This window comes from Mucilaginibacter sp. P1_A3 (genome assembly GCF_056406855.1).
In genome coordinates, this window is the sequence record NZ_JBFTZJ010000006.1 from 221,073 (window position 1) to 241,351 (window position 20,279).

Below are 20,279 nucleotides of genomic sequence, written 5' to 3' on the forward strand. Positions count from 1 at the left end.
AGCAGATCAGTAAATGGCTATAAACATATTAGGTATAAGGCACCACGGCCCCGGTTCGGCCAGGAATGTGAAAGCATTTCTGGAATCGGTTAAGCCGGATATTGTATTGGTGGAAGGTCCGCCGGAGGCCGATGCTATGCTGCAATGGGTAGGGCATGCCGATCTAAGGCCTCCGGTGGCTTTGCTTTGTTACCAGCCGGATGATCCGCAAAGGTCCGTATTTTATCCCTTTGCAGATTTTTCGCCTGAATGGCAGGCTATTCTTTATGCCCGTAAGCAAAACATTCATGTGCGTTTTATGGATCTGCCTGCAGGCAACCAAATGCTGATAGAGAAGGAACAGCGTGAAAAAGATGATGCTCCTATTAATCCTGATCATATCAATCTGGAAGCGCAATCTTATGAGCAGTTACATAAATCCCCCATTAGCTACCTATCAGACGCGGCCGGTTTTGCCGACGATGAAAAATGGTGGGAACACACTTTTGAATATCGCTTAAATAACGATGAAGTATTTGATGCTGTAGCCGAAGCCATGCAGGCTTTGCGTGAAGACCTTCCGAAAAAAGATAAAAAACTGGAGGAACTGCGGGAAGCCTACATGCGCCGTTGCATCCGGCAAGCCGAAAAGGAAATGTTCCACACCATCGCGGTGATTTGCGGGGCATGGCATGTACCAGCCTTGAAAAATAAGACCTCACAAAAAGATGATAACGAATTACTCAAAGGCCTGCCTAAAGTAAAAACCGAGTGCACCTGGATCCCCTGGACGTTTAGCCGATTAAGCTTTTACAGCGGTTACGGTGCCGGCATTAATTCGCCGGGATGGTATAACCATGTTTGGCACCATCCGCACGATGATGGCACTTTGTGGATGGCCCATGTTGCCCAATTGTTCCGCAAGCAGCAAATGGACACTTCGGTTGCGCATATTATAGAGGCAGTGCGCTTAGCAGAATCGCTTGCTTCCCTGCGTGGCCTTCCAAAGGTGGGTTTGGAGGAATTAAATGAAGCGACACTAAGCGTATTATGCAATGGAGAAGCTATCCTGCTGAAACTGGTGCATGATGAGCTAATTGTCGGTCACCAGATAGGCGAGGTACCCGTAGAAATACCTAAGCCACCACTGCAGCTGGATATTGAAAAACTGCAAAAGAAATTAAGACTGCCAGCTACAGCCGATTTTAAAGACTATACGCTCGATCTGCGCAAAGATACGGATCTGGAACGGAGTGTTTTTCTGCACCGGCTTACCTTGCTGGGTATTCAATGGGGCAGGCAGCAATATGTTGCAAGTAAAGGGACTTTTAAAGAGCAATGGCGTCTGCAATGGGATCCTGGTTACTCTGTTGAAATCATCGAACGCGGTAATTTAGGGAATACGGTTTTAGAGGCTGCTGCCAACAGTGTATTAAACCAGGCAAAAGAAGCTACAGATCTGAAAGTGATCAGCGATTTGCTTGAAAAAAGCATCCCGGCTGAATTACCTCAGGCTATCCAAATTTTAATTCACCGGTTGAACAATTTAGCGGCAGCATCGGCAGATGTGATTGAGTTAATGGAAGTTGTGCCCGGCTTAATTACCGTTGCCCGTTATGGCAATGTGCGTAAAACGGATGCCACGGTTGTCTTAAGTATCATTAGCAGTATCATAACCCGTATTTGCATTAGCTTGCCTAATGCCTGCGTGGCTATTGATGATGATGCCGCGCAACAATTGCTTGGTTTATTTTATAAGTTAAATGATGGTATTAATTTATTGCAGGAACCTGAAACTACCGCAAGCTGGCAACAAACTTTGCAGGTAATTGCAGCTAACAAAAATACATCGCCTGTAATTGGAGGCTATGGTACACGCTTGCTAAATGATAGTAAACTGTTAACGGCCGATCAGTTGATGCAATACTTTGGCTATGCCATGTCGGCCGCCACTGCTCCTGTGATTTCGGCCGCCTGGTTGGAAGGTTTTTTAAAGGGTAGCGGGACTTTATTACTGCTCGATCAGGATTTATGGCAGGTGATCGATGCCTGGGTATCAGGCCTAAACAACGAAATCTTTATGCAGGTACTGCCATTACTGCGCCGTACTTTTGCTAATTTCTCCAATCCGGAACGGCGAAAGTTAGGAGAAAAAGTGCGTAAAGGAGGGACTGCCGGGCAACAACACACCACAGCTATTGCAAACTTTGATACTGAACGGGCCAAAAAAGGACTCCCGGTAATAATGGAACTATTGGGCTTAACCATTAACAACAGCGAATTAAATGGAAATTGAACCACAGCACCTTCGTAAATGGCGGTTGATCCTGGGTGGTCACCAACAGGAAGGGACACAGTTTGATCTGGATGAAGCCGACCTGAAGGTTGACCGTACGCTTGAAGCTTTATATGATAGTGATAAAAGCGGCGGCTTGGGTGCATCATCACCAAACGTGAGCCGGTGGCTGGGCGATATTCGCACATTTTTCCCGGCAAGTGTAGTACAGGTAATGCAGCAGGATGCATTGAAACGCCTCAATTTAACCCAGATGCTTTTTGAAAAGGAAATGCTGGAGAACATTGAACCCGATGTGCATCTGGTAGCCACTTTAATGACTTTAAGCCGGGTGATCCCCGATAAAACCAAAGATACCGCCCGGCAGGTAATACGTAAAGTAGTTGACGAACTCATGAAAAAACTGACCGAGCCAACACGACAAGCCATTACCGGCAGTTTGAACAGAAGTATCAGAAACACCCGGCCACGCCATAATGAAATTAACTGGGGTGCTACCATACTTAAAAATCTGAAGCATTACCAGCCTGAATATCAAACAATCATTCCAGAAAGTAGGGTGGGTTACGGTCGTAGGCGATCGTCATTAAAAGATGTGATTCTTTGTCTGGATCAAAGCGGCTCAATGGGCTCATCTGTGGTTTACTCAGGCATATTTGGCAGTGTGATGGCATCCATCCCGGCTATAAAAACAAAAATGGTTGTGTTTGATACTGCCGTTGCCGATTTGACCGAAGAGCTGACCGATCCTGTTGAACTCCTGTTTGGCGTACAGCTTGGTGGCGGTACAGACATTAACGCGGCCTTAACTTATTGCCAGCAAATAGTAACCAAACCCTTAGATACCGTACTGGTGCTGATCACCGACCTGTACGAGGGCGGAAATGTGAACGAAATGCGCCGCCGCGCTGTGGAGCTGGTTATTGCCGGTGTGCAGCTTGTGGTGCTTTTAGCCCTGAACGACGATGGAGCGCCCTCATATGATCATCGAAATGCCCAGTTTCTGGCCGATTTGGGCGTGCCTGTTTTTGCCTGTACGCCCGATAAATTTCCGGAATTGATGGCCGCCGCATTAACTAAACAGGATATTGGTTTGTGGGCTGCTAAAGAGGAGTTGATCGTTAAAACCTAATGATGGCTTATTTAGGCCATTTATTGAAATAAACATGGTAGAGTAAGTGTTCTGTTGTAAGTCCTTCGAGCGCTGTTCCCTTTTCTGAAATAACAAGTTTAAGTTCCAGGAAATCTGTAACGGAAACCTGGTTTTTAGGTTTCACCAGCGTGATCTTCCTATTCTTGCCAAAGTCAAATTTATTTGGGTTGGCCAATAGGTCCGGGTGATTTAGGTGTCCTTCAAAATCTCGTCAATTTTTGAGCGGCAATGTATTTGACTGCATATAGAATTTTAATTATTTCTTTGTTTTTCAGGACCTGAGAATGTATAGTTAAAAAAGTCGACATCTACATATCCTTTTTCCTGTTTGTTATTGTAAGAATATATTCCCAAACGATCACCTCTATAAGCCTCCCACACTAACTTGTAGGCAGGCCCCAAATTTTTGAAATTCGTACCATCGGTACTGTATGAATACTGACTAACACCATCAAGCCCCCAAACAGACCGCAGCCAAAGAACGTTCTGATTTATTTGATCTCCCTCTGTTATCTGGCCTTTTAAGTTGTATTCCAATCTTTTTATCTTTCCGTCAAAACGTACGCCTATGGCCGAATAAACTGGATGCCCGAAATGAGTGAACCCGGCTTTTTGGCCGTCGGCCATTCCACTCAGATCCAGTTTAACAATTACTTCGTTAGCCTTAGTAGACATAGACCGCTGAGTTAGGATATTACCCACCATTGTAAGGTTATCATTTTTTTCAAGTGAACCGAACGCATAAAGCCTAAGCCAACCCTTTCTTTCCTTCAAAGACCACTTATCAGCCCTCGGCTGGTAGTTCCACTCCCATTGTTCGCTCAATCGGGCTCCAGAAAAATAATCACTTGTTTGGGGAGTAATGATTTTTGTTCCAGCAACAGGCTTCCTGCCATTCCAAACCATGGTACCAATTCCATCTTCGCCCACTTTTCCTAAAATTGGCCAGCCATCTACCCAGTTCACGGGGATCAAACTCATGATCCTGCCAAACCAATCTCCGTCTCCATGATGGGTAAGAAAATACCAATCGCCCTTCTGTGTTTGCACAATACCGCCCTGGTTGGGTGATTTTATACAGCTTTGTGCGTGGCTCAACTGCTTTACTTCTGTATAAGGCCCCCAAATATTCTTTGAACGCTCCATCATTACAGTCCGGCCGTCTGCCTTCACTTCACTGAATAAATGGTAGTAGATTCCGTTTATCTTATAAAGTTTGTTAGCCTCACTTCCCTTTGATTGGTAAATAACCTTATCAGTACCCTTAATGATATCTTTACCATCAGCAGTGAGTTTAAAGAGATGTATTTTATAATTATCCTTGAAATTTGTACCAATGAAATACCCCTGGCCGTCATCATCCCAGAAAGGACAGCAGTCATCCCAACCGGCTTCCCCCATGATTTTATGTAACGGAGTCCATGGTCCCTTTATATTTTTAGCGGTTGTCATAAAATATCCCTCGTCAGGCGTTCCGAAATAAATCCAGAATCTACCCTGATGATAACGTATTGCTCCGGCCCAAATGCCATTACCATACCGGTTCATTCGATCCCAGTTCATTTCAGGAGATATTTGTGTAATATCAGGCACTGCGTGGCTTTTTATTGTCCAGTTTACCAGATCTTTTGAATGAAGGATGATTATTCCCGGAGAATATTGAAAAGTAGAAGATATGGCGTAATAATCGTCGCCTACACGGATACAATCAAGATCGCTGTAGTCTGCAGGCAATATTGGGTTCCGATAAGTGCCATCATTCTGATCCCCCCAGGTGGCCCAGGTGTTCCATTTTGGATTTTGATTATCCTGCCCTCTTACAGATTTAAGAGCAGCGATAAGGATGATTACAATAAGAAATGGCTTATACATAATTTAAGATGCTTTGGTGATTACCTCGTTTTAATTGCCGGGAAATCGCTGTTAACATTTTGGATAAGGTAATATCTTTCAACGGGCAGAATAGGTAGCCGCTATGCGGCATTTTTTCTGATTCTTTTCTTTCTACAAACAAGTAGCCGCTATGCGGCATTCTTTCATAATATTAAATATTGGTGCCGCATAGCGGCTACCTATTTGTAGAACAAGTGTCTTTATGTTTTTTTGCTCCATAGGAGCTACCTTTTTGTATGAAAATCTTTAAAAGCGATTTCCCTTGTTTTAATTGCACCTGGCTATTATTTCTTTATTTCCTTTTGTTGATTGCTTGTTGATCCAATATTTGGGGCCGCTATTTGCCTTTTGTTTTTAACACCAGGGTGGTTACCAGCGAATCTAATTGCACTGTAGCCAGATCAAGTGTGATGCCCGCCATATCTTGATTGAATTTAACTTTTTTACCGTTTAGTACCTTACAAGCTGTAATAATCTGCCTGGTTGGCGGTAATTTAACAACCGCAGCTCCGGCCGGAATTTTCAGCAGGTGGATATATATATTATTACCTCGGTAGGTAGCTCCATAATAATCATCGATGGGTTGAAAAGGCCCTGGACGCGTTTGATATATACCTTCGCCATTTTTAGCTAACCACTTGCCCACTTCTTTCAGGCGCTCCACATGAGTAGGAGGAATGACACCATCCGGGTCTGGTCCAACATTTAATAACATATTTCCCCCGCGGTCAACAGTATTGATGAGCATATCTATAATTGTTTTCAAGGGCATCAATTGCTGGGCTCTATTATATCCCCAGCTTGTTGTATTAAGGTTCAGGCATTTTTCCCAGGGGAAAGGAATAATAGGCCCTTTAACATCCGCTCCGCCTTCATCAGTCTGGAAATCTCCAACCATTCCTGACCTTGGGTTAATGACCACATCCGGGTTATAGCTACGCACCATCGCGTTAAGTTTTAGCGGCTCCCAAAACCAAGCAGCATCAGCATCGGTGCCTTTATGCGCTAACCAGCCGCCATCGTACCATAAAATATCTATTTTGCCATAATTTTTCATTAGCTCTTCTACCTGCCCATAGGTCTGTTTCTTGAGCAGCGCGGCATTGTCAGGAAGTCCCTTGGGGTCGAAATAACCGGGGAAGCGCCAATCCAGCGGAGAGTAATAAATGCCTACAGAGAGGCCCGCCTTACGGCATGCATCGGTGTACTCTTTTACAAAATCGCGATGAGCGGCAGTTTCCCAACTATCAAAATGTTTATAACTTGAGGGGCTGTTCCAAAGGGCAAAACCATCATGGTGCCTGGCAACCATTACCATATATTTCATTCCGGCTTCTTTCGCTACCCTGGCCCATTCCGCAGCGCTAAAATGCTTCGGATTAAATTGATCGGCGAGTTTTGCATATTCCTCAGGCGGTATTTTTTGATTAAGCATGGTCCATTCGCCTGAAGCCGGGATTGCATATAAACCCCAATGTATGAACATCCCCAATTTCTGATCTTCCCAGCCTTGCATCTTCTCGGGCGGAAGATTGGAGCCCGGACCCGACACACCTTGTCCTGCACCCTTCAATGAAGTATAGATCATGCCTTTCTCCATTGATTTTCTTTCTGCGTCGCCCATCGGCTGGCTCATTACGGCAAAAGAATGGCTCATGAGAGCTAATACAAGCCCGGTTGCCGTAATTTTTATTTTTTGTTTGAACATAGTTTGAGTTTCATTGCCGCAACTGAAGCTGCCAGATGCTTTAAAAGTTGTCTGCGTTTCATGATATTTCTTATTTAAGTGTGTTTGAGCCCTTCTCGCTGATTACTGCTGCAAAACCGCCTCTTGGCAGACATTGGATTTGCAGCGTATTTGATTTTTTGATGCTTCTGGTTTCGCTTGCAATAGATTTTGCATCTATTCCGTCCTTGAATATTTGGAAAGAATAGTTTGAGTTGCCTAAAAAGTTAAACGTAAGATTGAGTGTTTGCGCTGTATCTTTTCCATTAAGCCCGGCAACATACCAAAGTTTACCTTTTCTTCGAGCTATAACAACCATTTCGCCCGGATAACCATTTATCAGCTTTGTTTCATCCCAGGTTGTAGGAAAGTTCTTTAGAAATTCCCGGGGGGCTTCAGGTAAGTCATAATAGGCAGAAGGCCTGTCTGCAAAATGCTGTAATCCGGATTCAAATGCCACTGCCAAAGCCAACTCATGAGCAAAAGAAGTTTTATGTTCATGTTGCGAATTGGAAAAAGTTACCGGCGTGTAGTCCATAGAACCTACTATATTCCGCGTAAATGGAAGAGTGGTATTATGCGAAGCAGCTTTATCGGTTAAAATGCCGTTGTTATTATACCATTCTGCACCATACACCGCTTCGGTACTCATCAAATTAGGATAAGTACGTGCCCAGCCACGGGGTACAGTAGCTCCGTGAAAGTTTACCAGCAGATTGTGTTTTGCCGCATCTTCCAGAATATCAATATAATATTGCATCATAGCCTGTTGGTCTCCCGCAAAAAAATCGACCTTGATCCCTGATACTCCAATCTCTCTCAGCCATGAAAATTCTTTTTCTCTTTTCTCGTGTGTTAAGAGCCTGTCAGCAGGTGTCGCGCCAAGCCACTCCGTACCCGAGTTATACCACAAAAGCGTTTTGATGCCTTTGCTCCTGGCATAATTCAACGCGTCTTTTAAAGTTCCCCCGTTTGTCATTGTATCCCATTCCCAGTCAATAAGTACATAGGGCCATTTCATTTTTACTGCCAGGTCAATGTATTCAATCACCCTTTGATAATCCTTTGAACCATGATTGTATGCCCAATACACCCAAGCTGCACTTCCGGGTTCAATCCATTTTGTGTCTTTAAAGGCGGCAGGTTCGCTCACATCAGTAATTAGTGTACTTTCTACCAAGTCGGCCAGCTTTCCTACTATCATAACATGCCATTGCGATTTCCACGGTAAACCGGAAACGGCTCCGCCGTGCATGTCTTTTTTTGCCAGAGGATAACTCACTTTGTACAGGTTTGTATTTTGTTTATTATTAAGTTTTGCAGCGCAATTTTGCCTGGTTATACCTGCCTCAGAAATGAGCACCCATAATGACTGGTTATTAACCTTATACAAGGCCGGATATCCCCATTCGCCGCTGTTTTTCTCATTAGTTCCAGTGGTACTAAGCGGATAAAAATTTTCATAAGATTGATCAAATGGCTGCATCCACCTTGCCGTACCTTCAGGGATAACATAAGCTGTCGCTTCGTCTTTAATAGATAAACTGGAGTCTGAGCGATTGGGAAAAGTATATCTGAAAGCAACCCCATCGTTATAAACCCTGAAAGTGATATTCAGGGACTGTTTTGAGTCATTCTGATAATTAAATGTTTTTTCGGTACCAAAGTTTTCGCAAAGCTTCCGCTTTCCTGTCAGCATTTCGTATTTGTCATGAACCAATACAGGCTTGCTTTCACCAATGAGTTTGAGATTTGATATGAATTGCTGATCCTCCCTTGAAATGCCTAACGGCGAAGCTGGCAACACTTCAATATAAGCCTCCTTGCTTTTATACAGCACTTTAAAATAGGCTTGACCTAACCCTTTCTGGCCTGCTGGCTGCATTTCCACAACCAACTTAATTTTTTTATTAGGAGATAAAATTTGTTGGGCATAACCAACTGACCCTAAAAAAAAGCTCAGAATAAAAAAAATGCTTTTCATCTTAAATTTTTATAAAAGTTTAATCCTGTAGTTGAAATATTTTATCCATTATCACCCATTTCTCACCGTTTGTAGCCCGGGGAGGGGGAGATGCTGAAATTTTATAACGGTTTGGCTCTATATAGAGTGAGGTAAATTATTCATTGGCTTATAAAAGGTTCGATAATAATTTACTGGTACACGCTGTATCCAATAAAGCTATTTGGCGAAAACAAAATAAGATAAAGCCGCCGTCGCAGAATTGCGTCAATCAGACTTTACTTGCATGTTTTTATAGCTGAAAAATTTGTTCCATGATCACCCATTTTTCCCCATCCTTTGCCCAGGGGAGGGGTTGTTGAAATAGCCACATTAACTGTTCCCATTCCTGTACTTTTGGATTGAGCGCATCCATTTGCTCTTTTTTTTTAGCCTCATACAGATCGCTTGTTTCCATGATCATAAACAAGCGGTTGCCCGTACGGTAGATCTGCATATCCAAAATTTCCGCATCCAATATGCTTTTGCGTATTTCTGGCCAGCTATTTTCAGCCTTATGCCAATTCTCATATTCTGCTATCAATTGCGGATCATCCTTTAAATCAAGGGCCAAACAGTATCTTTTCATAGTGATATTTAATTTTTTACAGATAGGCGGAAGCGTACGATTCGTCAACTAAACCGTATTGTATCATCTCTTTCCAAAATTGTTCTGGAATTTTTAATGAGGCCAACGCAATATTTTGTGAAACCCTATCAGGATTGGTGGTATTTAGGGCAATACTTTTAACGCCAGGCCCATTTAGTCCAAAAGCCACACATGCATCGGCCGGTTTTATATTATAATTTGTACATAAGCCATAAAACAACTCCCGCCAGTTATATAGATGTTTGTCTTTTATAGGGTCAGTCAATCGGTAATTATAATAAGCTGACCCGGTTAAGAAGCCTCCGTTAAAAACCGCGGAATTGATGATCTGGGTACCTTGTTTTTCAAGCTCCCGCATAAATTCTATTAATTCCGGAGGATGGCTATGAATTGTCATGCTATTGGCTATCATTACCCAATCAAGTTTCACGTCATTAGCTATTTTTTTTATGATTCGCCAATCCTTCGAACCTACACCGATGCCCTGCACTTTACCATCCCGTTTCAATTCATTCAGCGCCCGGTAAGCTTCCAGTACATCCGTGTAGCGTTGTGCTTGTTCCTGCTCATCTTTTGCTGCATTCAGATATTCATCGGGGTCATGTACCGACACCAGTTCTGCATGATAATTGCCCAGCAGCTCATTGCCCTGTTCATAGCATTCCAAAATTCCTTCATAACTTATCCGCTGAACGGCATCATATTTCAGATCGCGCCATACACCGGGTTCAAAAGTAGGTTCGGGGGTTTTTAATGCGGTGCGCAGCCAACCCAGTTTATTGCTGATCAATACATCTGAGGGCTTTACATCCAATTGTGTCAAAGCGTTTCCCAGCGATTCAAGCGCGAGCCCGGCACCGTATTTACCAGCAGAATCAAATACGGCTGGTTTAGGGGAACACCGGACGCTTTCGGCAACAATAGCACATTTAGCTTCATCTGAAAGCGCTACGTATAAGTTCCCTAAGCCACTTGTTCCAAAAATTACTTTGGGTAAACTAATTTCTTTCATGCAAGGATGAATTATTTTAAAAGATAGCTGAAACCGGTAACTCTTGAGGTTGCACTTTTACGCGGTAGCCTTTAAATCCAAAAAATGCTATCACCACAAAACAGATCAATGGCACCACATAGCCGTATTGAATATTACCGGTTATATCGCTGATGTAACCAAATATTCTCGGCAGAATGGCTCCGCCGACGATGGACATAATGATGAGGCTACTGCCAAACTCCGTATCAGCTTTTAATTCTTTGATACCCAGTGCAAAAATGGTTGGAAACATGATGGACATAAAAAAGCAGATGCCAATAACCGTGTAAACGGTAACCATGCCATGGCCTAAAATGGCGACAACGCAAAGTAAGATATTGATGCCCGCATAAACTGCCAGCAAACTTGCCGCGCTGTAGTATCTCATTAAAAACGTACCGATAAATCTGCCTATCAAAAAAGCAGCGCCGCATAACCCCAAATAGTAGGTAGCCTTTACCTCGGTAAAGCCTGCAGATTTTGGTGCATACAGGATAAACAAACTAAATACACAAACCTGCGCACCCACATAAAAAAACTGCGCGGCTACACCCCAGGCCAAATGGCGGTGCTTTAGGGCATGGAAAATATTTTTACTGGCGGCATGCCCTTCATGCTGCTGAATACGCGGCAGTCGGGTAAAGGCAAAAATGATAGCAATGATTACCAGTATGCTGCCGAGTACAAAGTAGGGCATTTTCACGGAGGAGGCTTCGGCGGCAAGCGCCAGTTTGCGGCCTTGCTCTGTCATTGCGCTTAATTGTGCTGTTGTATAGCCTTTGGTAAGTATAATACGCCCGCCAATTATAGGCGCCAGGGTTGTAGCCAGTCCGTTAAACGATTGCGCAAAATTAAGTCTTTGTGTAGAAGTTGCGGGATCGCCTAATGAGGAAGCATACGGATTGGCGGCTGTTTCTAAAATAGTTAATCCGCAGGCAATAATAAACAAGGCAACCAGGAAAAATGAATATTGCTGCATATTGGCTGCAGGTATAAATAAATAGGAGCCAAACGCAAAAATAAGCAGGCCTGTTATAATGCCTGTTTTATAACCATATTTTTTCATAATAAAGCCCGCTGGCAAGGCCATCAAAAAATAGGCTATGAACACAGCCGAATCCACCAGCGTAGCCTGAACGGTTGTAAGTGTAAAAGACTTTTTTAGGTGAGGTATCAATATAGGGTCGAGGTTATGCGCAAAACCCCATAAAAAGAATAAACTGGTAATTAATATAAATGGGAAAAGACTTTTATTCTTTGTCATGATATTTATTAAATAGCCCCCTCTATTTTAAAAACGAATGCATCTTTACCCGGAGCTTGTTCCGGCAACTTTACTTTAAGGCCGGCCTCTGTCTGTTCAAAACTCAATTTATCGTTTCCAAGCATACTTACGCTGGTTATATTACCTGCTTCGTTACCTTTTGCTAGCTTTTTAATAAGCGCCTCATTCCCAGTGGGCCAACCCAGCATAGTAGCGTAAAGGGTTTTACCTTTTACTGTAAACCTGATATCCTTGGCCCCGAATGGTTTTCCCTTGCCTTCATTAAAGCCCTGTGCATTGATAGGTGCCGCCGAGTCTGTTGCCGGGCCTTCTCCAAATACCTTCCATGGGCGGGTGCCATAAATTGCCTCGCTGTTAACCTGCATCCAGGCTCCTATGCCTTCAACTACCGCACGCTCTTCGCTGTCAATTGTGCCATCACCACGTAATGGGATGTTTAAGAGCAAGTTGCCGTTTTTACTTACAATATCAACCAGGGTATGCACCACCGTTTTGGCGCTTTTGTATCCTTTATTATCAAATATGCGGCGATCATAGTGCCATGCACCAATACAGGTATCCGTTTGCCATGGCAAAGGCTCTATCTGGTTGCTCTGTCCGCGTTCTATATCCCATATCATGCATTTGCGCTGTTGCTCATTCAATACTTTACCAAACAGCGCGGCTTGTAGTTTACCATGTTTTTTAATACTGGTATTGTACATATGCGCCGCTATTTTTAAGCCGGCATCGCTTACCGGCCAAAGAGGCAATGCAGTGTCGTCAAAATAAATCAGCTCGGGGCCATACTTATCAATCAACTCTATGGTGCGGTTCAAAAACTTATCACAATAAGCTTTATTGGGTACACTTGCGCCATTGCCCCAGTCCCAGTGGGCGCCCATACTGTCGTCATTAAGGCTATCCTTGCTTAATGCATGATTTTGCGCATATAATTCCTGCGGGTCATAGCCACTCCACCATTTACCAGCACCATCCGCTTTGGTGAGTTTGCCATCATAGGGCACACCCGCGTACGGTCCGGTTTTATCAGCGCGCTGCGCAACTTCATACCAGGTCCATGGGTGGGAGGCGTGTACCGTTACACCAAAAGGCAGGCCGTGTTCTTTAGCAGCTTTGGCCCAGCCGCCAACCAGGTCTTTTTTGGGGCCCAGTTTGGTGGAGTTCCAGCTTTGGTATTTGCTGTCGTAAAGGTCAAAATTATCATGGTGATTGGCCAGTGCCATAAAATATTTGGCTCCGGCTTGTTTGTATAGGCCAACCAGGTCCTCGGGGTTCCAGTTCTCGGCCTTCCATTCATTAATAACATCCTTAAAACCAAATTTTGAAGGATGCCCATATTTTTGAACATGGTATTTATATTGGTCGCTACCTTCCTGGTACATGCCACGTGCGTACCAGTCGCCGCGTTCGGGCTGGCATTGAGGGCCCCAGTGCGCCCACATTCCGAACTTGGCATCACGAAACCAATCGGGCACCTGGTATTGAGCCAATGAATCCCATTTTGGTTGAAACGGCCCGGCGGCAATGTCAGGATTTGAATGGGTTTGCAATAAATTGTTAGCATAAAGTTTAGACAGGTATAAGGAAGATACCCCCGTGGCTAAACCTTTTATTAATGTTCTTCTGTTCATAATTGGTTCTGGTGATTTAATAAATAGTTATACCTATCTGCAATAAATAAATAGCAGGAACGCTATAAGTCACTCTATATTTATAATTGGTTAATCGGCAATTCGCATTTACAATTGATAAATCAAATTTCTTTGAAAGAATATCTAAATAATTGACCTAATGGGACTTTTTTTTGTAAAAAACCGACTTTTTACACAATGTTACAATAACGGAAATTGGAATTGGTAAAAGGAATTAATTAAGCCACAGGGCTTATATGGATTTAATTATAAAGAGCTTATCCAATGTAAGTTATTATTTTGATGGGGTTGAGCGTTTTTTCGCACCACTGCTTTGTTGATCGTGTAGCGGCCGACCCCGAAAAGGAATTATTAAAACATTTTCTGTGCTTATTTCAGACTATGATGAGCTCAATATTGTATCATAGCTGATGATAAAAGCGTGTACTATTGCCGCATTTGGAGGCTAATGATTAAAACCAACCTGGTACATCTGTTTTTTATATTCGCTGGGCGACATGCCAGTTAGTTTTTTGAAGGTTTTGGAAAAATAAGAAAGGTTGTCAAATCCGGTTTGAGTGCAAATTTCCGAATAAGACATTCTACTTGTCGCCATCAGATATTGCGCACGCTCAACACGTTTTTGATTTATATAATTTAATGGTCTGGTTCCCGTGTGCTGCTTAAACTGTCTTGAAAAGTAATCCACATTTTGATTAGCCCGGGAGGCGAGCAGTTGCACCGAAAGATCTATGTGTAAATTAACAAGGATATAATTTAGGGTTTCGGCAATTTTTACCGGGATAGGTTTATGTTCAGGATGTTTGAATAATTGGGGGTTCAGGAACTTGGCGGTCAGCATCATCAGGATACCCTGGGTTTCGAGGTATGTTGAAGTGTTTTGCTGATTGTTAAGTTCCTGATATTCTTTATAATAAATGTCTTTTTCATACACCTTGGGGTTGTCAGACCTGTTAATTCCTCTTCCCGGGTTAATTTCAAGAAGTCTGTTAAAAAGGCTAATATCCATTTCTGTAGCTTTTGTTTTCAACACAGTCCTGTTATTAGCAAAAAGTGAGGTTCCATCTATCGAATCCTCAAAAAACTGAACAAAAAACTGGCCCAGGTAATTACTGCAGTTTAAATTACATAGGGTGAAGCTCGGAATGATGTACAAATAGCCTGGTTCAAGCTTCAATGAACAGGCCGCATCTGATATATCACCTTCTCCATCATCTATATAATATATACGGTAATATGGGCTGATCACATTGCTATAATTCCATTTTGAGTTAAGCCTTACATGGTCAACATTAAGGAGCGAAAAAGTGTGTTTTAAATTCCTTTTAATCATCTGAATAACAAATATGCAAATTGCTTTGCTATACCAGAGTGTATATGAATACTTTAAATATAATAAAGTCGGGTTTTTACAAAAAAAAGTCTATTTCAATCAAATTTTCAGGTAATGGTTTGCTGTAGGTTTGAATCAACCAATATAAAGAACGAATACCTTAAAACTTTGCATTAATCTGGACATTAATGGGCCTTACTGATGGTGAAAATCATCGGCGGCATATGTGTTATGCTTAAAGTATTCAGAGATGTTACCATACAGATGCGCAGACGGAAAGAAAAACATTGGTCAAAGGCAGTACTTTTGGATTTACACGTTCAAAATTCGATATTTACTAAAGCCATATCCAGAAATTTTGCATTTGTTGCAGATAGCCTAATCTATTAACTGAATGTTATTAATACCCCTACTTTCGAGCTATGAGATATAAATTATCGCTAAGCGCTTTTATTTTACTGTTAATGCTTGATGTTGCTTTTGCCCAAAACGGCAAATACCAATTCTCGCAGCTAAACAGAAGCAATGGTTTGTCTAACAACCAGGTTAACTCCGTTTTTAAAGATTCTGAAGGTTTTATGTGGTTCGGCACGGCAGCGGGCCTTAATCGTTACGATGGCTACACTTTTAAAATATTTAAACATGATGTTTATAACAAAAAATCCCTTATCGATGATTTTGTAACCGGTATTTTTGAAGGACCAGGTAAAAAATTATGGGTGTCAACGCGCAGCGGATATTGTTTTTACGATCCTGAAACAGAACAGTTTGATAGTGATATATCGCTCATGACCGGTTCTTTAAAACTTCCCGGGTATCCTTTTGTCTCTAAGATAATTCGCAGCGGCAAAGGCGAGTTTTGGTTTGTTTGTCCCGATTCCGGCCTTTACAGGTATAATGAATTAAAAAAAACAACCAGGCGGTACTATCATCATCGCTTAGGTGCGTCATTACATTCAAATCTTATTGCAGATATTGCACAGGATGCAACTGGTAATATATGGTTAGCATATCGCGATGGGGTGGTTGAGAGATTTGACATCAACCAGGATAGAATTGGTTATCACACCGATGTTTTTAGTAAAGCTGCCAGCAATAAGGATGGGAATTACTCAATTACCGTAGATAGGGATAAGGATTTATGGTTATATTCTTCTAATTTTAATTCCGGCGCATATTATTATAGTCCTTCTTCCGGGGCATTCCGGCATATTACTGAGGAGTCGACCGGGGCAAAATTAAAGTCCGACATCATCACTAATATTATTCAGGCAGACGATGGCCTGATATGGATAGCCACCGATCATGGCGGTATAAACGTGTTAGATAAAAAAAAATTCACCATAACCTATTTACTGAACCGGGAGGACGATGCCAAATCGCTAAGTCAAAACAGTGTGACCCTTTATAAAGATGATTCAGGTATTATGTGGGCCGGTACATTTAAAGAAGGGGTAAGTTATTATCATAAAAATATTATCCGGTTTCCACTCTACAGGCATTTCGCCTCGGATTCCGAAAGTTTAAGTTTTGAGGATGCTAACAAGTTTGTTGAAGATAAAAATGGCAACCTGTGGATTGGTACCAACGGAGGGGGCCTGATTTACTTTAACCGTAAAACCGGCGGTTTTAAGCAATATAAGAACGAGCAGGGAAATTTAAACAGCCTCAGCAATGATATCATTGTTAGTTTATGTATCGACCATGATCAGAAATTATGGATAGGAACCTATTTCGGCGGGTTGGATTGCTTCGACGGAAAAAAATTCATTCATTATAAACATGATGATAAGGTAGTCGGCAGTATTGCAGATAACCGGGTATGGAGCATTCTTGAAGATTCTTCGAACAGGTTATGGATAGGAACATTTGCCGGGGGGCTTCAAATATTTGACAGAGACAAAAAGATGTTTTACGCCCCTTTTAAGCAATCGGATATCAGGTCCCCATACATAGCCACACTCTTGGAGGACAAGGCGGGTAATATTTGGGTAGGAGGATACTTTGGCGTTGATGTAATATTGAAAAACAAGGGCCGGGTTATTCATTACAGCGCTGATAAAAAAGGCACAAACAGTTTGATCAGTAACAGTATAAATTGTATTACACAGGACAGCCGCGGCCTCATCTGGATAACAACGCGCGAAGGGGTGAGCATAATTAATCCGGAAACCGGGTTTGTCAGTTCATTAACAGAGCAAAACGGATTGCCGGCCACCACCATAATGGATATACTGGAGGATAACCGGGGAACAATCTGGTTAAGTACAGCAAATGGATTGAGCAGGATAAGCTTTACCACCCAAAAAGCGCCTTATACTTTCAGATTTGAAAACTTTGATGAAACAGATGGCCTGCAAGGCCGGGAATTTAATACACGCGCTGCCCTTAAAACCAGTAAAGGCGAATTGATATTTGGAGGTGGGCATGGTTTTAACATTTTCGATCCTTTAACTATACATGCCAATATATATAAGCCAAAATTGACTTTTACTGATTTTTTGCTGTTTAACAAAAGCATAAAGGCTAATGAAGAAATTAACGGACATATAATATTGTCCAAAGCCATTTCGGCAACCCGCGGGCTTACACTGACACATAGCGAAAACGTATTTACAATTGAATTTGCCGCACTCAATTTTTTTAACCCCAATAAAGTAAAGCATCAGTACATGATGGAGGGTTTTGACAAGGATTGGCTTGACGCGGATAATGCCACACGAAAAGCTACATACACAAACCTTGATGGCGGTGATTATATTTTTAAGGTGCGCGCGGTTAGCCAGGAGGGAAAATGGGCGCCTGATTATATATCATTAAAAATTAAAGTATTGCCTCCGTTCTGGAAGTCGACAATAGCCTATTTTATTTATATACTGCTCATAGCAGGAATGCTTTTTTTTATGCGCCGAAGGGGGATTCAAAAAATAAGAAGGCAGTTTGAAATTGAAAAGGAGAAGCGTGAGGCTAAATTATTAATTGAACAGGAGCGCCAGGAGGCGCGGCGTATGCATGAACTTGATATCATGAAAATCAAGTTTTTTACCAATGTAAGCCATGAATTCAGAACCCCCTTATCGTTGATAATGGCCCCGGTTGATAAGATTTTAAAGCATACTGTAGTAGAGGAACAAAGAGATCAGCTGCAAATGATAAACCGGAATGCCAAACGTTTATTAAATATGGTAAACCAGTTGCTTGATTTCAGAAAAATGGAGGTTCAGGAACTTAGGCTGCATGCACGGAACAGGGATATTATAAGTTTTATCAAGGAAATGGTTTACTCCTTCTCGGATGTGGCCGAGAAAAAACACATCACGCTCGTATTCGATTCGGAAATTCAAAGTCTGACAATCAGTTTTGATCACGATAAAATAGAGCGCATCATCTTCAATTTGCTTTCCAATGCATTTAAATTCACGCCGGATGGCGGGCATGTAAGTGTTTTATTGGCAATGATTGAAAAAACTCCTCAAAAACGATTGCTGGAGATAAAGGTTATTGATACAGGCATTGGAATCCCGCTTGATAAGCAAGAGAAGATTTTTGAGCGTTTTTTTCAAAACGAAGTCCCCGGCACTATGGTTAACCAGGGAAGCGGAATAGGTTTGTCAATAACGAAGGAATTTGTAAAGCTGCATAACGGCAAAATATCAGTGGAGAGCGAACCGGGAAAGGGTAGCTATTTTACGATACTGTTACCGGTTGATTTAGCAAGCGAGGAACAAGTATCCGCCAATGAACCTGAATTACCCGTTGTAGCAATAACCGAAGGCCCAGACTGGGTACAGGCAAGAAGCGACAATGCGATTAAAAAACTTACTGTTTTACTGGTTGAAGATAACGAGGATTTTCGTTTTTATTTAAAGGACAACTTAAATGATACCTTTAACATTATTGAGGCTGCTAATGGAAAGGAGGGATGGCAAAAAACCCTCGCTCTGCATCCTAACCTTGTAGTCAGCGATATCAGCATGCCCGAGATGAATGGTATCGACCTATGCCGAAAAATACGCAACGATAAACGAACATCACATATACCTGTGGTATTACTTACCGCAGTTACCGGAGAAGAGCTGCAATTGCAGGGGCTTGAAACCGGCGCTAATGATTATCTGACCAAGCCTTTTAATTTCGAGATCCTGACCTCCAAATTAAAAAATATATTGGCCATACAGCAAGATATGCGCAAAACCTATCAAAAGCAATTGGATGTTAAGCCAACGGAAATAGAGATCGAATCATTTGATGAAGCGTTTATTAAAAAAGCAGTACAGGTTATTGAAAAAAACATTGGCAACAGCGATTTCTCGGTAGAGGAACTGAGCAGTGAATTGTGCGTAAGCAGGGTTACATTATATAAAAGAGCGTTGGCTTTAACCGGGAAGTCGCCGGTAGACCTTATCCGGTCTATCCGCCTAAAACGCGCCGCTCAATTGCTTGAAAGCTCACAATTAACCATATCACAGATATCATATAAAGTTGGCTTTAAAAGCCAGAAGTATTTCGTACGATGCTTTAAGGCCGAATTTAATTGCCTTCCATCTGCATATGCTAGTAATAAAAAGCATATGGCACCTAATTAACAGCCATTCAATCCGATAAGCTCTTTTACAATTTCTATTTTTTAGGTCCATTTTGTTAACCAATTTAGTTGTTGTAGCTCTTTCTATACGCTATAATATTTGATTTTCTTATTTAAATTCTTGTTAATCAGGTGATTGTGTCTGCTTAACATTTGTGCCCCTATTTGTAAACAATCGATTGCGCCGAGCCCTTTAATTTTATCCTCCATAAAGCGGTGTAAGTTCGATGTACTGCCGCATACCTGTTGATCAACAATGGTGCAGGTATAGTAACCAATTTTATAGTAACCTAATTTTAAATTAAGCATTATGCCAAAACGCGTACTTAAATAGGCGCTTGTGTTATTTGCCTGCCAGGCAGTGGACAAAACCTATTCAGCTGCCATGTTTAATACCACCTAAATGAGAAGGTAAGCATGAGTTGCCTGCTACGGTAGCAAGCGATATCTCACTAAACGCCCTTTATGCCATTGTCGATAATGCCATTAGCCGTTGTGTGCAGTTATGAGATTAAAAACGATGCGGGGAAAGTGATACCTGAAAGTTAATCAGCAACCAAATTAACAAACCAATTGGCTGTATCTGAATTTTTTTACTGATTGTCCGGGTATTTATTTCACGTAAATGGCTGAACAGTAAATAGTTTCAAAAGTTATTTCCAGGCATTTGGGTATCTCAAAAGATATGATAACAAACCAATTATGAATAAAAGAAAAACCAATTAATAG

Annotated in this window: 11 protein-coding genes; 3 read left to right on the forward strand and 8 right to left on the reverse strand. The window is 42.0% G+C overall.

The annotated features are described in order from the left end of the window. Positions 1–13: 13 nt before the first annotated feature. Both AC1D0K_RS14160 and AC1D0K_RS14165 read left to right on the forward strand, forming a co-directional pair. Complete coding sequence (locus AC1D0K_RS14160; protein WP_477395952.1) at positions 14–2,275, forward strand: DUF5682 family protein; 2,262 nt, start codon at positions 14–16, stop codon at positions 2,273–2,275. Beyond that, the gene (locus AC1D0K_RS14165; RefSeq protein ID WP_477395954.1) at positions 2,265–3,407 is read left to right on the forward strand and encodes a VWA domain-containing protein; all 1,143 of its coding nucleotides are present in this window, start codon (positions 2,265–2,267) and stop codon (positions 3,405–3,407) included. The genes AC1D0K_RS14160 and AC1D0K_RS14165 overlap by 11 nt, the downstream gene beginning before the upstream one ends. A gap of 273 nt (positions 3,408–3,680) precedes the next feature. Here AC1D0K_RS14165 and AC1D0K_RS14170 read toward each other — a convergent pair whose 3' ends face one another. The 8 genes from AC1D0K_RS14170 to AC1D0K_RS14205 form a co-directional block, all read right to left on the reverse strand. Continuing rightward, a complete protein-coding gene (locus tag AC1D0K_RS14170; protein ID WP_477395958.1) occupies positions 3,681–5,300 on the reverse strand; it encodes a glycoside hydrolase family 43 protein in 1,620 nt (539 codons plus the stop codon). Positions 5,301–5,658: 358 nt separating this feature from the next. Continuing rightward, a complete protein-coding gene (locus AC1D0K_RS14175) occupies positions 5,659–7,029 on the reverse strand; it encodes an alpha-L-fucosidase (protein WP_477395960.1) in 1,371 nt (456 codons plus the stop codon). Between the two features lie 70 nt (positions 7,030–7,099). After that, positions 7,100–9,031, reverse strand: a complete 1,932-nt coding sequence (locus AC1D0K_RS14180; protein WP_477395962.1) for a glycoside hydrolase family 97 protein — start codon at positions 9,029–9,031, stop codon at positions 7,100–7,102. A 271-nt stretch (positions 9,032–9,302) separates the two neighbouring features. Beyond that, positions 9,303–9,638 (reverse strand): L-rhamnose mutarotase, encoded by a 336-nt coding sequence (locus tag AC1D0K_RS14185; RefSeq protein WP_477395964.1) that lies wholly within the window; start codon positions 9,636–9,638, stop codon positions 9,303–9,305. 16 nt (positions 9,639–9,654) lie between these two features. Next, the gene (locus tag AC1D0K_RS14190) at positions 9,655–10,671 is read right to left on the reverse strand and encodes an aldo/keto reductase (RefSeq protein WP_477395966.1); all 1,017 of its coding nucleotides are present in this window, start codon (positions 10,669–10,671) and stop codon (positions 9,655–9,657) included. Between the two features lie 16 nt (positions 10,672–10,687). Further along, positions 10,688–11,956 carry an L-fucose:H+ symporter permease gene (gene fucP / locus AC1D0K_RS14195; protein ID WP_477395968.1) on the reverse strand — a complete coding sequence of 423 codons (1,269 nt, stop codon included), beginning with the start codon at positions 11,954–11,956 and terminating at the stop codon, positions 10,688–10,690. An 8-nt stretch (positions 11,957–11,964) separates the two neighbouring features. Further along, entirely contained in the window at positions 11,965–13,611 is a 1,647-nt protein-coding gene (locus AC1D0K_RS14200) for an alpha-L-fucosidase (protein WP_477395970.1), read from the reverse strand. Positions 13,612–14,077: 466 nt separating this feature from the next. Beyond that, positions 14,078–14,965, reverse strand: coding sequence for a helix-turn-helix domain-containing protein (locus AC1D0K_RS14205; protein WP_477395972.1), 888 nt, complete (start codon positions 14,963–14,965; stop codon positions 14,078–14,080). 422 nt (positions 14,966–15,387) lie between these two features. Here AC1D0K_RS14205 and AC1D0K_RS14210 point away from each other — a divergent pair, with 422 nt between their 5' ends. Beyond that, positions 15,388–19,551 (forward strand): hybrid sensor histidine kinase/response regulator transcription factor, encoded by a 4,164-nt coding sequence (locus AC1D0K_RS14210; RefSeq protein ID WP_477395974.1) that lies wholly within the window; start codon positions 15,388–15,390, stop codon positions 19,549–19,551. Positions 19,552–20,279: the final 728 nt, after the last annotated feature.

Coding starts and splice junctions, on each gene's coding strand:
- AC1D0K_RS14170 (WP_477395958.1), bottom strand. CDS start 5,300: ATGTATAAGCCATTTCTTATTGTAATCATCCTTATCGCTGCTCTTAAA.
- AC1D0K_RS14160 (WP_477395952.1), top strand. CDS start 14: ATGGCTATAAACATATTAGGTATAAGGCACCACGGCCCCGGTTCGGCC.
- AC1D0K_RS14180 (WP_477395962.1), bottom strand. CDS start 9,031: ATGAAAAGCATTTTTTTTATTCTGAGCTTTTTTTTAGGGTCAGTTGGT.
- AC1D0K_RS14175 (WP_477395960.1), bottom strand. CDS start 7,029: ATGTTCAAACAAAAAATAAAAATTACGGCAACCGGGCTTGTATTAGCT.
- AC1D0K_RS14185 (WP_477395964.1), bottom strand. CDS start 9,638: ATGAAAAGATACTGTTTGGCCCTTGATTTAAAGGATGATCCGCAATTG.
- AC1D0K_RS14190 (WP_477395966.1), bottom strand. CDS start 10,671: ATGAAAGAAATTAGTTTACCCAAAGTAATTTTTGGAACAAGTGGCTTA.
- AC1D0K_RS14210 (WP_477395974.1), top strand. CDS start 15,388: ATGAGATATAAATTATCGCTAAGCGCTTTTATTTTACTGTTAATGCTT.
- AC1D0K_RS14165 (WP_477395954.1), top strand. CDS start 2,265: ATGGAAATTGAACCACAGCACCTTCGTAAATGGCGGTTGATCCTGGGT.
- AC1D0K_RS14200 (WP_477395970.1), bottom strand. CDS start 13,611: ATGAACAGAAGAACATTAATAAAAGGTTTAGCCACGGGGGTATCTTCC.
- fucP (WP_477395968.1), bottom strand. CDS start 11,956: ATGACAAAGAATAAAAGTCTTTTCCCATTTATATTAATTACCAGTTTA.
- AC1D0K_RS14205 (WP_477395972.1), bottom strand. CDS start 14,965: ATGATTAAAAGGAATTTAAAACACACTTTTTCGCTCCTTAATGTTGAC.